Source organism: Brevundimonas sp. Root1279 (assembly GCF_001425945.1).
Classification (GTDB): Bacteria; Pseudomonadota; Alphaproteobacteria; order Caulobacterales; family Caulobacteraceae; genus Brevundimonas.
Genome location: NZ_LMEB01000006.1, coordinates 364,712 through 378,114 on the forward strand (window position 1 = coordinate 364,712; position 13,403 = coordinate 378,114).

General features: G+C 69.9%; 19 protein-coding genes. 9 read left to right on the plus strand and 10 right to left on the minus strand.

Annotated elements, in window-relative coordinates; all coding sequences use genetic code 11:
• Window positions 1-75: 75 nt before the first annotated feature.
• Genes ASC65_RS09750 through ASC65_RS09760 form a run of 3 tightly spaced genes read right to left on the minus strand, consistent with a single transcriptional unit; the run spans window position 76 to window position 2,630 of the window.
• The gene (locus ASC65_RS09750; RefSeq protein ID WP_235561469.1) at window positions 76-1,554 is read right to left on the minus strand and encodes a sensor histidine kinase; all 1,479 of its coding nucleotides are present in this window, start codon (window positions 1,552-1,554) and stop codon (window positions 76-78) included.
• Window positions 1,551-2,231 (minus strand): response regulator transcription factor, encoded by a 681-nt coding sequence (locus ASC65_RS09755; RefSeq protein WP_056452056.1) that lies wholly within the window; start codon window positions 2,229-2,231, stop codon window positions 1,551-1,553. The genes ASC65_RS09750 and ASC65_RS09755 overlap by 4 nt, the downstream gene beginning before the upstream one ends.
• A complete protein-coding gene (locus ASC65_RS09760) occupies window positions 2,232-2,630 on the minus strand; it encodes a hypothetical protein (RefSeq protein ID WP_056452059.1) in 399 nt (132 codons plus the stop codon). It abuts the gene before it with no gap.
• Between the two features lie 253 nt (window positions 2,631-2,883).
• On the opposite strand from ASC65_RS09760, the gene ASC65_RS09765 reads away from it, so the two are divergent.
• A complete protein-coding gene (locus tag ASC65_RS09765) occupies window positions 2,884-3,267 on the plus strand; it encodes a hypothetical protein (protein ID WP_056452692.1) in 384 nt (127 codons plus the stop codon).
• A 78-nt stretch (window positions 3,268-3,345) separates the two neighbouring features.
• Here ASC65_RS09765 and ASC65_RS09770 read toward each other — a convergent pair whose 3' ends face one another.
• The gene (locus ASC65_RS09770) at window positions 3,346-4,155 is read right to left on the minus strand and encodes a PhzF family phenazine biosynthesis protein (RefSeq protein ID WP_056452063.1); all 810 of its coding nucleotides are present in this window, start codon (window positions 4,153-4,155) and stop codon (window positions 3,346-3,348) included.
• 46 nt (window positions 4,156-4,201) lie between these two features.
• Between ASC65_RS09770 and ASC65_RS09775 the strand changes: the two genes are divergently transcribed.
• Window positions 4,202-4,633 carry a GNAT family N-acetyltransferase gene (locus ASC65_RS09775; protein ID WP_056452695.1) on the plus strand — a complete coding sequence of 144 codons (432 nt, stop codon included), beginning with the start codon at window positions 4,202-4,204 and terminating at the stop codon, window positions 4,631-4,633.
• Here ASC65_RS09775 and ASC65_RS09780 read toward each other — a convergent pair.
• Both ASC65_RS09780 and thiD read right to left on the minus strand, forming a co-directional pair.
• Window positions 4,624-5,205, minus strand: coding sequence for a nucleotidyltransferase family protein (locus ASC65_RS09780; RefSeq protein WP_156459612.1), 582 nt, complete (start codon window positions 5,203-5,205; stop codon window positions 4,624-4,626). The genes ASC65_RS09775 and ASC65_RS09780 overlap by 10 nt on opposite strands.
• Window positions 5,205-6,005: a bifunctional hydroxymethylpyrimidine kinase/phosphomethylpyrimidine kinase gene (gene thiD / locus ASC65_RS09785; RefSeq protein ID WP_056452069.1), complete on the minus strand. Its 801-nt coding sequence runs from the start codon at window positions 6,003-6,005 to the stop codon at window positions 5,205-5,207. The genes ASC65_RS09780 and thiD overlap by 1 nt, the downstream gene beginning before the upstream one ends.
• 87 nt (window positions 6,006-6,092) lie before the next feature.
• On the opposite strand from thiD, the gene ASC65_RS09790 reads away from it, so the two are divergent.
• Genes ASC65_RS09790 through ASC65_RS09810 form a run of 5 tightly spaced genes read left to right on the plus strand, consistent with a single transcriptional unit; the run spans window position 6,093 to window position 9,161 of the window.
• Entirely contained in the window at window positions 6,093-6,404 is a 312-nt protein-coding gene (locus ASC65_RS09790) for an ArsR/SmtB family transcription factor (protein WP_056452072.1), read from the plus strand.
• Window positions 6,401-6,967, plus strand: coding sequence for an SRPBCC family protein (locus ASC65_RS09795; protein WP_056452075.1), 567 nt, complete (start codon window positions 6,401-6,403; stop codon window positions 6,965-6,967). Before ASC65_RS09790 ends, ASC65_RS09795 begins: the two co-directional genes overlap by 4 nt.
• On the plus strand, window positions 6,964-7,440 hold the full coding sequence (locus ASC65_RS09800) for an SRPBCC family protein (RefSeq protein ID WP_200939822.1): 477 nt from the start codon (window positions 6,964-6,966) through the stop codon (window positions 7,438-7,440). The genes ASC65_RS09795 and ASC65_RS09800 overlap by 4 nt, the downstream gene beginning before the upstream one ends.
• On the plus strand, window positions 7,437-7,859 hold the full coding sequence (locus ASC65_RS09805) for an SRPBCC family protein (protein WP_056452078.1): 423 nt from the start codon (window positions 7,437-7,439) through the stop codon (window positions 7,857-7,859). The genes ASC65_RS09800 and ASC65_RS09805 overlap by 4 nt, the downstream gene beginning before the upstream one ends.
• A 57-nt stretch (window positions 7,860-7,916) precedes the next feature.
• A complete protein-coding gene (locus ASC65_RS09810; protein ID WP_056452081.1) occupies window positions 7,917-9,161 on the plus strand; it encodes an NAD(P)/FAD-dependent oxidoreductase in 1,245 nt (414 codons plus the stop codon).
• Here the strand turns inward: ASC65_RS09810 and folP are convergent.
• A complete protein-coding gene (gene folP / locus ASC65_RS09815) occupies window positions 9,145-9,933 on the minus strand; it encodes a dihydropteroate synthase (protein WP_056452085.1) in 789 nt (262 codons plus the stop codon). The two genes, ASC65_RS09810 and folP, sit on opposite strands and share 17 nt — an antisense overlap.
• A gap of 256 nt (window positions 9,934-10,189) precedes the next feature.
• On the opposite strand from folP, the gene ASC65_RS09820 reads away from it, so the two are divergent.
• Window positions 10,190-10,615 (plus strand): GreA/GreB family elongation factor, encoded by a 426-nt coding sequence (locus ASC65_RS09820; protein ID WP_056452088.1) that lies wholly within the window; start codon window positions 10,190-10,192, stop codon window positions 10,613-10,615.
• 1 nt (window position 10,616) lies between these two features.
• Here the strand turns inward: ASC65_RS09820 and ASC65_RS09825 are convergent, their stop codons facing one another.
• From ASC65_RS09825 to ASC65_RS09835, 3 genes are read right to left on the minus strand one after another with little or no spacing between them, the layout of a single operon-like run.
• On the minus strand, window positions 10,617-10,919 hold the full coding sequence (locus ASC65_RS09825) for a winged helix-turn-helix domain-containing protein (protein ID WP_156459613.1): 303 nt from the start codon (window positions 10,917-10,919) through the stop codon (window positions 10,617-10,619).
• Window positions 10,920-10,922: 3 nt separating this feature from the next.
• A complete protein-coding gene (locus tag ASC65_RS09830; protein WP_056452091.1) occupies window positions 10,923-11,579 on the minus strand; it encodes a hypothetical protein in 657 nt (218 codons plus the stop codon).
• 58 nt (window positions 11,580-11,637) lie between these two features.
• Complete coding sequence (locus ASC65_RS09835; protein ID WP_056452094.1) at window positions 11,638-12,885, minus strand: acyltransferase family protein; 1,248 nt, start codon at window positions 12,883-12,885, stop codon at window positions 11,638-11,640.
• 134 nt (window positions 12,886-13,019) lie between these two features.
• On the opposite strand from ASC65_RS09835, the gene ASC65_RS09840 reads away from it, so the two are divergent.
• Window positions 13,020-13,385, plus strand: coding sequence for a hypothetical protein (locus tag ASC65_RS09840; RefSeq protein WP_056452097.1), 366 nt, complete (start codon window positions 13,020-13,022; stop codon window positions 13,383-13,385).
• Window positions 13,386-13,403: the final 18 nt, after the last annotated feature.

A 13,403-nucleotide genomic window follows, 5' to 3' on the forward strand; every position in this document is an offset into this window, starting at 1 on the left:
CTCTGGGCCGGCGAAACGGGCCGGACAGGCTATGCTGCCTCAGCTGGGTTAACATCCGCTATCCAAAGACTTTTATCAGATCTCGGCGGTCGGCAGCTCGAGCACGGCCTTGAGCCCGCCCAGTTCGCTGTCGGCCAGGGAGACCCGGCCGCCGTACGCGCGGGTCAGCTCGACCACAATGGACAGGCCCAGACCCGATCCGGGCGTGCTTTCGTCCATCCGGGCGCCGCGCTCCAGGGCGGCCTCGCGCAGTTCCTCGGCCAGGCCGGGACCGTCGTCCTCGACCACCACCACCATCTGGCCCAGCCCCGTCGCACCGGCGGAGACGCGGACGCGCCGCCTGGCCCATTTGCAGGCGTTCTCCATCAAATTGCCGAGGATCTCCTGCAGGTCCTGCCGCTCGCCGCGGAAACCGAGATCGTCGGGCGCGCGCCAGTCGATCTCGACGCCCTTGGACTCGAAGACCCGCTCCAGCATCACCGCCATCTCGTCGATGACCTCGGGCATGGAGGTGCGCTCTCCCAGCAGCTGGGCGCGGGCGGCGGCGCGGGCGCGGCGCAGGTGGTGATCGACCTGGGCCTTCATCACCTCGGTCTGTTTGCGCACGGCGTCGGGCAGCGGTCCCTTCTGGGTCCCGGCCTCGGCCAGCATGACCGACAGCGGCGTCTTCAGCGCGTGGGCGAGGTTGCCGACATGGGTGCGCTGGCGCTCGACGGTCTCCTGGTTGTGGTCCAGCAGGCGGTTGACCTGCTCGGCCAGGGGCCGGATTTCGAGCGGATAGACGCCGGCGATGCGGGCCGCCTTGCCCTTGCGGACATCGGCGATCTCATTGCGCAGGCCGTAGAGAGGCCGCAGGCCGATCTGCACCTGCAGGAAGACCGCGATGACCAGGCCCAGGCCGAGGATCAGCAGGGCCGTCCAGGTGAAGGTGGCGAACTGGCGGGTGTCGGCGTCGATGTTGGACCGGTCCAGCCCAGCCAGGAAGACCAGCGGCTCCGCCCGGCCAGGCAGGTGTTTCATGCTGGCGGCGACGCGCAACGGCTTGCCGAGCGGCCCTTCGCCGTTCGGACGCAGTCCGTCGAGGTCGTTGTAGCTGATCGTCTCGCCCAAGGCGTCGCGGAGACGGCCCGGCAGGTCGTTCGGAATGGTCAGGTTCTCGCTCGCAAGCGAGGGCGAGCGGACCAGCACGCGCAGGCTTCCGTCCGGCCGCGGCTCGGCCACCGCCCAGTATTTGCCCGACAGCGGACGCAGGGTCCGGGCGTCCTTGATCTCGGCGACGGTGACGCCGTCGGGTCCGGCGTTGGTGGCGATGACCACCTCGTCGATGGTGTCGGCCAGGACGTTGCCGAGCCGTCTCAGGGCGGTTTCCTGGTACTGGGTGGTCAGCGCCCAGCCGGTCAGGACCAGGGCCACGATGATCCACGCCGAGGCCAGCCAGATCAGACGGCGCGTCAGGCTGCGGCCCGGACGGCCGAACCAGCGGCCCCAGGTGCGCGGCTCGTCGTTCGCCGCCGCCGGCTCCAGTTCGGAAACGCCCCCCGCCGGCTCGGTCACGCCGCCTGGGACTCCCCGGCCAGCGGCGTCAGCCGATAGCCCAGGCCCCGCACGGTTTCGATCCGGTCAGGGCCGATCTTCTTGCGCAGGCGGCCGACGAAGACCTCGATGGTGTTGGAGTCGCGGTCGAAGTCCTGGTCGTACAGGTGCTCGACCAGCTCGGTCCGGCTGATCACCCGGCCCTGGTGCATCATCAGATAGTGCAGCAGGCGGTATTCCAGCGAGGTCAGGCGCAGGGGCTCTCCGTTGACGTTGGCGCGCGCCGCACGGGGATCGAGGCGCAGTCCGCCGCACGACAGCGTGGCCGAGGCGATGCCGGCCGAGCGGCGCAGCAGGGCGCGCAGGCGGGCCAGCAGCTCTTCGGTGTGGAAGGGCTTGGTCAGATAGTCGTCGGCGCCCGCGTCGAAGCCCGAGACCTTGTCCGACCAGGCCCCGCGGGCGGTCAGGATCAGAACGGGCGTGGTCTTGCCGTCACGGCGCCAGCGCTCAAGCACCGAGACGCCGTCGATCTTGGGCAGGCCCAGATCGAGCACGATGACGTCATAGGGCTCGTTGTCGCCGAGGTAGTGCGCCTCCTCGCCGTCGGCGGCGTGGTCGACGGCATAGCCGGCGTCGCCCAGCGCGCCCTTCAGCTGGCGGGACAGGTCCGCATCATCCTCGACAAGCAATACGCGCATTCAGCGTTCTCCAATGACGCGGCCGCGGCCGTCGACCATAATGTCGGCCACCCGGCCGCCGGGATACTCCCAACGCACGACAACGCCGTCGCCGCTGTTTCGGGCGCCCAGAAAACGACCGGGACGACCGGCCGAGGCGCGCTGGACGGCCTCGCCCATGTCCACGCGCGGGCGGTCGTCCTGCGTCTCGCGACGGTCCACGCCTCGGCCGCCCTGCTCCTGCGGCCCGGCTGTACGGGGACGGCCGGCCGAGGGGCGCTGCGAGGCTTCGCCCCCGCCTGCGCGGGGACGGTCTTGCTGCATCTCGCGACGCGGGCGACCGTCGCGGCCGTCCTGGTCCTGAGCCGCGACCGAGAGGGGCGCAGCTGCGAGGACGGCGGCCAGAAGGTATGCGGGCATCCGGTTCATGACGGTCGGTCTAGTCCCCAGGCTCTGAACGCGGGCTGAACGGCGAGCATAGTCGGATTTCACCGTCATGCGACGCCCGCCAGCGCATCTCCCTCTTACGCGCGCGAGAGGCGGCATGGATGCGATTTCATCGACATGAACGCAAGCTGCACAGCCTCGTTCAGATCAGGCTCAGCCGTGGGGTGGTCTTTTGCAGTCAACGCAGCCGAACCGGCCGCGTCGAACGCGAAGGAAAACGACCATGATGAAGAAAGCCCTCATCCCCGTCCTGGCCCTCGCCGCGGCTGCCGTCGCGGTCCCGGCCGCGGCCCAGAACTACGATCGCAACGACCGCAACGACCGCTATGAGCGCCAGCACGATCGCGACGACTATCGTAACTGGCAGTCGATCAGCCAGCGCAAGTATCAGCTCGATCGCCGGATCGACAACGGCATGCGCAACGGCTCGCTGAGCCGCCGCGAAGCCGGCCGCCTGAAGACCGAGCTGAACAGCCTGGTCCGTCTGGAGCGCAGCTACCTGCGCGGCGGTCTGACCCGTTGGGAACGGAGCGACCTCGACCGTCGTTATGATCGTCTCGCCTATCAGGTGCGATCGGAACGCCGCGACCGCGATGATCGCCGCTACTAAGGTTTGACTTTCCTCCCCGAAGGTCCGAGGGCGCCGTCCGAAAGGGCGGCGCCCTTTCCTTTGCGCGCATCCGATGGATCAGAGGCGCAGCCGACTCTCGATCACGGTCACGGCCCGCCCGCGCAGCAACACCCGGTCGCCGCGGGTCTCGGTCTCGAGGTCGCCCCCGCGGCCCGGGAAGACCTGGCGGAAGCGCACCGTCGATCGGCCCAGCCTGTCGGCGTAGAGCGGTCCCAAAATGCAGTGGGCCGAGCCTGTGGCCGGGTCTTCGTCGACGCCGCAGCCGGGGGCGAAGAAGCGGTCCACGACATCGACTGCGTCGGCCGGATCGGCGGCGGCGCAGACGATCACCTGGCCGAGTTCGCCCGCCTCGCCCTGGATCGCCGCCACGGCCCGCAGGTCGGGCCGCACCGCATGCACAGCGGCCGCATCGGTCAGCACGGCGACCAGATAGCGCCCGGCCCAGACCTCGACCGGTTCGACGCCCAGGGCCTCGGCCAGGCCGGCGACGGGGCCGGTGCGGCGCGGCGGATCGGCGGGGAAGTCCATCTCATAGCCGTCGCCCGCCCGCCGCACGATCAGCGGACCGGAGCGGCTGTCGAAGGTCACGGCCCCGGCCTCGAGGCCCAGCTCGGACAGCAACACATGGGCCGAGCCCAGGGTGGCGTGGCCGCACAGGTCGACCTCCATGCCCGGCGTGAACCAGCGCAGGCCGAAGCGAGCCGGCTCGGCGGTCCTGAGCAGGAAGGCGGTCTCCGCCTGGTTGTTCTCCTTGGCCAGCGACTGCATCCAGCCGGCGTCGGGCCATTCATCGAACGGCTCGACCACGCAGGCCGGATTGCCCATGAAGGGGGCGGATGCGAAGGCGTCGACGGTCCACTGGCGCATGGTTTCGCTGGTACGCTTCCTTGGCCCCGCGCGCTATATCCGACCCATGGCAGAGCTTCGCACCGAACTGACCGACGACGAGTTGCGCACCGCCTGGCGGTGGATCGCGCAGGAGAGCTACTGGGCCAAGGGCATCTCCTGGCCCCTGTTCGAGCGCGCCTGCCGCGGCTCCTATTGCTTCGGTCTGGTCGAGGACGGGACGCTCGAGGCCTTCGCCCGCGTGGTCAGCGACGGCGCCACCTTCGCCTGGCTCTGCGATGTCTTCGTCAGCAAAGACGCCCGGGGCAAGGGCCACGGCAAGGCGCTGATGGACGCCGCGATGGCCGATCCGCGGCTGCAGGACCTGCGCCGCTGGAGCCTGGCCACCGCGGACGCGCATGGGCTGTACCGCCAGTACGGCTTCGAGCCGGCCAATGCGGCGACGCACATGGAACGGCTTGAGCCGGGCGTCTATGCGCGGCTGGCCGATCAGGCCTGAGCGGGGTCAACCACCGCCAGCTCCGGCCACCGGCCGAGCGCATTGGTCACCGCCTTGTCCCAGCCCTTGGCCACCGGCCGGGTCGGGTTGGGCCGCAGCACCAGGTCGAAGACGTCCTCCAGGCCGAACGGCGCGACGACGCTGATCGAGTCGTCATCCTCCAGCCGCACGCCGACGGCGAAGGCGGGGGACACGAAGCGCGCCGGAGCCTCGTCGGTATTTGCCAGGGCCGTATAGGGCTCGCCGAACTTGCCCTCGAACCACAGGTGGACGCGGGCCTGGTTGCGCATCTCGACCATGTCGCGCAAAGGCGGGTCGAAGGCGGCGGCGACGCGCTTGATGACGACGTCCTCGGCGTCCCAGCTGGTGTCCGGGTCGAAATAGCCGACGTCGTAGTCGCGGATGCCGTAGCCGGCCGGGCGACCAGTCTGGGCGTTCCAGACGCTCTGGTAGACGGCGCCCGAGAAGACGCGCCAATCGGGAATGTCCAGCGACCGCAGGGTGGTCATCACCTGCATCAGGCCGGGATCGGCGCGGACGATTTCGGAGAGGCGGGCTTCGAGATCCGCCATCAACCCTGCCTCAGCGGCCAGCCGTGGTCGAGCGGGCCGTGGCCCTGGCCCAGGCCGGGGGCGCGGCGCAGGGCCTCGGCGACATAGGCCCAGGCCTCGGCCACCGCGATCTCGAGCGTCTGGCCCTTGGCGATGCCGGCGGCGCAGGCGCTGGCCAGGGTGCAGCCGGTGCCATGGGTGTGACGGGTGTCGATCCGCTCGCTCTCCAGCACGGTCTCGCCGTGGGGGGTGATCAGCAGGTCGATGACCATGTCGCCCGGGACGTGGCCGCCCTTCATCAGCACCGCGCGAGCGCCCAGTTCGAGCAGGGCCTCGCCGGCGCGGCGTTGGCCGTCGAGGTCGGCGACCGGCAGGCCGGTCAGGGCCTCGGCCTCGGGGGCGTTGGGGGTCAGCAGCAGGGCGCGTGGGATCATCAGGCTGCGCACGGCCTGGACCGCCTCGTCGGGCAGCAGCGGATGACCGCCCTTGGCCACCATGACCGGGTCGACCACAGCCGGGGCGGTCGTACTGTCGAGGATGGCGGCGACCCGTTCGACCACCTCGGTCGAGCCGAGCATGCCGGTCTTGATCGCGTCGGCGCCGATGTCATCGAGCACGGCCCGCGCCTGGGCCTCGATGACGTCGAGCGGCACCGGATGCACGCCGTGAACGCCGAGGGTGTTCTGCACCGTGATCGCCGTGATCGCCGTGGCCGCATAGCCCCCGAGCATGGTCACGGCCTTGATGTCGGCCTGGATTCCGGCCCCGCCGCCCGAGTCCGAGCCGGCGATGATCAGCACGCGTCCGAGGGGGGAGGTCATGGCCGCCGAAATGACCCGTTCCGCCCGCTGGAGCAAGCGGGGCGCATTGATATTGCCATATAGCTATATTGCTAATATAGCATATTCATGCACGCCGCCCTGCAAGCCCTCGCCGAACCCCACCGCATGGCCATCCTGTCCATGCTGGCCGACGGCGAACGCCCGGCCGGCGACTTCGTCGACGCCCTGCCCATCGCCCAGCCGACCGTGTCGAAACACCTGTCGGTGTTGCGCGAGGCCGGGTTGGTGACCGTCCGTAAGGACGCGCAGCGCCGTCTCTACAGCCTCAACCCCGCCCCCCTGGCCGAACTGGACGCCTGGCTGGCCGGTTACCGTCGCTTCTGGACGGATCGGCTCGACGCCCTGGAGGCCCATCTGGACAAGGAGTTCCCGCAATGACCGAGACCCTGACCCCAACCTCGCCCCTTGACCGCCTCGGACCGGACGCCGGCGAAATCCGCACCGTCGAGGGCGGCTGGGAGGTGCGCTTCGAGCGCCGCCTGCGCCATTCACCCGAGCGGGTCTGGAGGGCCCTGACCACCGGCGCGGGCCTGGCCTGCTGGCTGGCCGAGGCCGAGATCGACCTGGTCCCGGGCGGCCGCATGGAGCTCAACTTCCGCCAGCCGGACCACGAGTTCATGCCCGACACGCCGGACAGGCGCCGCCAGTCCAACGAGGTGCTGACGGTCCGTCCCTACAGCCGGTTCGAGCACACCTTCGGGAGCAATCCGGAGTCCGTCGTCTCCTGGCGGCTCGAGCCCGACGGCGACGGGACGCATCTGGTGCTGCTGCACAAGCTGCCTGAGTCCTGGGCCGGCGGCCGTAAGAACGTGCTCAGCGGCTGGCACCACCATATGGAAGGGCTGGAGGACGCCATCCACGGCGTGCGCCACCCGTGGGAATGGGACCGCTGGTTCGCCCTGCGCGACGCCTATGTGGCGCGCGACGAGGATCTCGCGTGACGTCGCCGGTCGCCTCGGCCGGCATGCTGATCCGCCGGTCGAACGACGAAGTCTTCGAGGCCTTCATCGACCCGGCGATCACCTGCCGCTTCTGGTTCAGCCGCGGCTCGGGCCGGCTGGCGCCAGGAGCGGAGGTGCGCTGGGACTGGGACATGTACGGCGTCGGCACGGACGTGAAGGTCAAGGCGATCGAGCCCGGCCGTCGCATCCTGATCGACTGGGACAACCGCTCGAATCCGACCGAGGTCGAGTGGCGCTTCGAGCCGCGCGGCGAGCATACGTTCGTGACCGTCGAGAACCGCGGCTTCCACGGGACGGCGGACGAGCAGGTCGCCACGGCGCTGGACTCGACCGGCGGCTTCGCCCTGGTCCTGGCCGGGGCCAAGATCTGGCTGGAGCACGGCCTCGACCCGCGCTTCGTGCCCGACCGCCATCCCGACCACCACGTCCCCGGCTGGAAGGACCCGGCATGACCGTCGAAGTCCGCGTCGAGAAGCGCTTCCGCCATCCGCGCGAACGGGTGTTCGACGCCTTCCTCGATCCGACCCGCGTCGGCGAATGGCTTTTCCATACCCCTGCTGGCGTGATGGAGCGAACCGACTACGACCCCCGCCTCGGCGGCGCCTTCGCCATCTTCGAGAGGCGGGGGGAAGACCTGGCGCGCCATTTCGGCCGGTTCGTGGAAATCGAACGCCCGGCGCGGATCGTCTTCGACTTCTGGGTCGACGAGGCTCCCGAAGCGCCGACACGCGTGACCGTGACCTTCGAGCCCGACGGCGCCGGGTGTGTCGTGGTCCTGTCTCACGACCTGGCCCCGGCCTGGGCCGCCTACGCGGACCGCTCGGCCGCCGGCTGGACCATGATCCTCGACAGCCTCGAACGGACGATCTGACCGCGCATTCCGGCCCGCACATCCCTATTTGGGGTGGAAGCGAGACAGGAGCCGTCAATGGCGCGCAGGACTGTGGTGATCGTGGGAGCCGGCTTCGGAGGCCTGGCCGCCGCCAAGGCGCTGAAGCACGCCAACGTAGACGTGGTGCTGATCGACCGCACCAACCACCACCTGTTCCAGCCCTTGCTCTACCAGGTCGCCACCGCCGCCCTGTCCCCGGCCGACATCGCCACGGCGAGCCGCACCCTGCTGCGAGGGCAGGCCAACGCCACCGTCCTGATGGGCGAGGTGGTCGCGGTCGATGCGGCGGCCAAGGTCGTGCGTTGCGCCGACGGAAAGGCCATCGCCTACGACTGGCTGATCCTGGCCACCGGCGCCGCCTACAGCTTCTTCGGCCACCCCGAGTGGGCCCAGGAGGCGCAGGTGCTGAAGACGCTGGACGACGCGCTGGACATCCGCGCCCGCCTGCTGGGCGCCTTCGAGCGGGCAGAGCTGTCCGGCGATCCCGCAGAGGCGCGCAAGCTGACCACCTTCGTGGTCGTCGGCGCCGGGCCGACCGGGGTCGAGACCGCCGGCACCATCGCCGAAATGGCGCGCATGACCCTGCGCCGCGACTTCCGCCGCATCGATCCGACCCAGGCGCGGGTCATCCTGTTCGAGGCCGGGCCGCGGGTGCTGGGCGCCTTCACCGAGCCGCTGTCGGCCTACGCCAAGAAGGCGCTGGAGGAGCTGGGCGTCGATGTCCGAACCGACACGATGGTCGAGCAGATCTCCGACGGCGTTGTGCAGGCCGGCGGCGAGATCATCGAGGCCGGGGCGGTGCTGTGGAGCGCCGGCGTCGCCGCCCGTCCGGCCGCCGCCTGGCTCGGCGCCGAGGCGGCGCGCAACGGGGCCGTGGTGGTGGGCCCGGACTGCGCGGTGGCGGGGGTCGAGAACGTCTTCGCCATCGGCGACGTGGCCAGCTACGCCATGAACGGCGCGCCCCTGCCCGGCCTGGCGCCCGTGGCCAAGCAGCAGGGCGACTGGGTCGGCAGGCTGATCCGGGCGCGGCTGGAGGGCCGGCCCGACCCGGTCCCGTTCCGCTACAAGGACTGGGGCACGATGGCGGTGATCGGCCGCTCGCGGGCCGTGGCCATGCTGGGCGGCCTGCGCATGACCGGCCTCCTCGCCTGGCTGGCCTGGTCGATGGTCCACCTGATGCTGCTGATCGACTTCCGCAGCCGGCTGATCGTCTACGTCAACTGGACCTGGGCCTGGTTCACCAAAGGCCGCGGCGCGCGCCTGCTCACCCGGCTGCCGTGACCGCCGCCTGCACCGCCAGGGCCTGAACGGTCTCGCGCACGTCGTGGACGCGGATGACGCCTGCCCCACGACGCGCCGCCTCCAGCGCCAGGGCGAGCGAGCCGCCGAGCCGGTCGCCGGAGTCGAAGGCCGTCGCATCGACGGCGGCGACCAGCCGCTTGCGGCTGGCCCCGTAGAGCACGCGGAAGCCGGTCGCGGCCAGCCGATCAAGGTGCGCGGTCAGCGCCAGGTTGTGGGCCGGCGTCTTGCCGAAGCCGATGCCCGGATCCAGCCAGATGCGCTCGCGCGCCACCCCCGCGACCATGGCCATCTCCGCGCGGGCCAACAGCCAGCGGGTGACCTCGGCCACCACGTCGTCATAGCGGGGGTTGGCCTGCATGGTGCGCGGCTCGCCCTTCATGTGCATCAGCACCACGTCGCAGCCGAGTTCGGCGGCGGTTTCGGGCGCGTCATGTGAACCGCCGAGGGCGGCCACGTCGTTCCAGATCGTCGCCCCGGCGGCGACGGCGGCGCGGGCCACCTCGGCCTTCATGGTGTCGATGCTGATCGGGCCGGGCCAATGGGCGCGCAGGCCCTCGATCACCGGGACGACGCGGGCGATCTCGTCCGCGGCCGAGACCGGCTCGGCGCCCGGGCGAGTGCTTTCGCCGCCGATGTCGAGGATGTCGGCCCCCTCGCCCACCAGCCGGATGCCGTGAGCCACCGCCGCGTCGACGTCGGATAGCCGGCCGCCGTCGGAGAAGCTGTCCGGCGTGACGTTGACGATGCCCATGACGCGAGGTCGCACGCGGTGCTCCTGACGGGCCGATGATTTGACTTCCGCCGAGGCCCGGCCCAGCTTTCAGCCGTCATGAACCGGTTGGTCAACCTCGCACGCAAGTGCAATCACGCGGGACGCCTCGTCGCAGGAGGCTGACCCGGGGCGACGGCGCGCATGCCCGACGTCCCGGGCGCGACGTGCTTTTCCCTATTCCCTGATCCCATTCGGCCCGACCCGCTGTGGCGGCGCGCGGCCGTGCGAGACTGTCATGACCCTGTACGAAACCACGCCCGCCCTGCAGGCGGACTTGCCTGAGATCTATCTCGACCCCGCCGACCACGAGGCCCTGTCACGGCTGATCGGGAACCACGACGGCGTCGCCGCCACCGCCCTGCTGCGCCATGAGCTGGATCGGGCGACGCTATGCGAGGGCCGCGATCTGCCCGGCGACGCGGTGGGCCTCAACCGCTGGGTCCACTATGTCGACGACCGCCACGTCTCGTCGCTGCGGCGGGTGCGGCTGGTGCTGCCTTGGGAGGCCGACATCGACGCCGGCTGCATTTCGGTGCTGTCGCACGTCGGAGCCGGGCTGATCGGCCTGCGCGAGGGCCAGGCCATCGACTGGCCGGATCCGGCCGGTTCGCTGCGGCGGCTGACGCCGGTGCTCGTCGAGGACCCGGAAGACCTGGTCTAGGTCAGCCCTTGCCCCCGATCAGGCTGCCGATGGCCTCAAGATAGGCGGCGAAGGCGCGGCGGCCTTCGGGGGTGATCGAGGCCTGGGTCAGGGGCTTGCTGTCCTTGAAGCTCTTCTCGATCGAGACATAGCCTGCTTCCTCGAGCTTCTTCAGGTGCACCGAAAGATTGCCCTGGGTGGCCTCCAGGACGGTCTTCAGCTCGGTGAAGTCGGCGGTCTCGACGTCGGCCAGATAGACCATGATCCCCAGCCGCATGCGGCCGTGGATGACGTCGTCGATCCGTCCGAGATCGGCCAGTCCCATGGGTCAGGCCGCCTTCCGGGCCCGGAGCGCGCCGCGCAGCATGATCCAGCCAGGAAGGGCGAACAGGCCGAACAGCGCCAGGGTGCAGACCATGAGATAGGCCGCGGGCTCGCGCACCAGCAGGCCCAGCGCCACCGCGGTCAGCCAGCCGCCCAGCGACATGAACAACATCCACAGCTTCTTGCGCAGCGACCAGGCGACGAACCAGGCCGCCGACTGCAGGGCGAAGATGATTGCGGGATAGTAGAGCCAGACGGCGAAGTCGTTGTCTCGCGCCGAGCCCACCCCGAAAATGATGATGACCGCCAGATTGCACATGCCTGTGGCGCTGAAGGCGGCGTTCATGGTGCGGGTGACCATGGCCCCGCGGGCGGCGCCGCCGACCTTCCGGTCCTCGAGAATGGCCCAGGTCATCACCACCAGGAAGGCGACGGTCACGCCGACCACGAAGGCCAGGCTGGCCGGGCCCGACCAACGGATCACGCCGACGATCTGACCCACATGGAACAGGCACTGCAGGCCGTAGAGCAGGCCGCCGGCGAGGTAGAGGGCGCCCATGGTGAGCATGCCCTTGCCGCTGTCGCCGCCGCCGCCTTCGACGATCGAGCGAAGGTAGGCGAGGTCCTGCTCGGCGGACGGGGGACGGGACTTAGTCGGCATGGGTGAGTCTCCGGGACCGGCTCGTCCGTGGGTGGACGAGCCGGCTTGGCTTGGCAAGTTATTCAGCGGGGACGGCGGCGGCGGCCGCGGGGGCCTTGCGCCAGGGGATGCGGCGGCCGTTGAGGCCCTTGCCGATGAAGGTGTGCCGGACCAGCAGTTCGTAGGTGATCAGGGCGACAGCCATCACCGAGGCGACGACGACGCTCATCTTGACCCACCAGGCCCAGGGGGCGTCCAGCAGCAGCACCTGGGCGACCAGGACCAGCGGCAGGTGGACGATATAGACCCAGTAGGAGGCGTCGGCGAGGTAGCGACGCACGGCGCTGTAGCCGGACATGAAGCGCAGCGACAGGGCGATGACGGCGAAGGTCGAGGCAAACGCAGCGAAGGCGTAGACGCAGGCCGCGAAAGCCTTGGTCGACGGATCGGTCATCGGCTCGAGCACCGGGACCGGGCCGCCGGCGACGGCCATGGCCCCCGCCCCGGCGCCGAGGGCGACGACGGTGAACATCGGCCACAGACGCTCGATCCGGCCCAGCAAGTCACGCCGGCGGTCGAGCAGGAAGCCGATCGTGAAGGCCGTGCCGAAGGCGGTCAGGGCGGTGAAGTTCGGGACCAGGCCGTAGTCCGGCGTGGGGATGCCGAAGAAGGCGATCCAGTTGGGCGTGAACCAGAAGGCGACGGCCAGGGGCGCGCCGATCAGGGCTGGGCTCCACGGGCCGATCAGCGCGCCGGTCAGGCGGTCGACCATCCGGCCCCAGGCGCCGTTGCGGTCCAGCAGGGCGAAGGGCGCGCGCAGGATCAATATGCCCGTGTAGAGGATCAGCAGCATCCACAGGAACCAAAGGTGGGTCAGCGGCAGGTTCTGCAGCGTCAGCGGCGGCGGCGGCGGAGCGTCAGCGGGCAGGCTGCCGCCGTTGTTGATGGCGGCCATCCAGATCATCACGGCGACGATGGAGGGGAAGATCACCCACCAGAGGCCGAACAGCGGGCTGGCGATGCGGGCTAGGCGGTCCTTGATCAAGCCCCCCGGGCCCTTGCGGCTCAGCATCATGTGGCCGAACAGGCCGGCCAGCAGGAAGAAGGTGGTCATCCGGAACAGGTGGATGACGAACAGGATGCCGCTGGCGACCGGCGAGCCGGCGGTATCTGGCACGATCCACAGCGGGAATGGGAAGTAGGCGAGGCTGGCGTGCAGGACGACGCCGAGCAGCAGGGCGCCGCCGCGCAGGGCGTCGAGGCCGTGAAGGCGCTCGCCAAGGCGCTCGGATGAGTGGTCGGAAGCGGAAAGCGTGTGCGGGGACATGGCGGTTCTCCTCCTGTCTGCGAAAGCGATATACGCCAGACTTGTTTGTAATGCAAACTAGTCTGTCAGCACATCGCCATGAGAAGGAACCTTCGCGGCTGAAATCGATTCTCACGCGTCAGCCGCGAGTGCGCATGCAGTACGAAAACACGTTCGATGAAGGCGTCCCGCGGCCCGAAAAGGCCGAGTTGGAAGCCAAGGTCCTGGCGGCCGAGCGCGTCGCGCTGGAAGCAGTGCGGGCGTCCATTCCGCTGGCGAGCGCCTTCCACTTCGGCGCCTACCATATCGATCCCCAGCACATGGCCTTCTGGATCATGACCGAGACGGACGCGGAGCGGGACGCCGTCCTGGCCGAGGGCGTCGCCGACTCGGTCTTCCGCAAGGCGTTGGGCGAGCAGGGCTATCCCCGCAAGGCGATCCCCCTCATCGCCGTCACCGCCGAGTCGCAGGAAACCGTCGATCGCGACTTCGGCGGCAACTGGTGGCACGCGGTCAAATAACCCCCGACCAGACGTGAA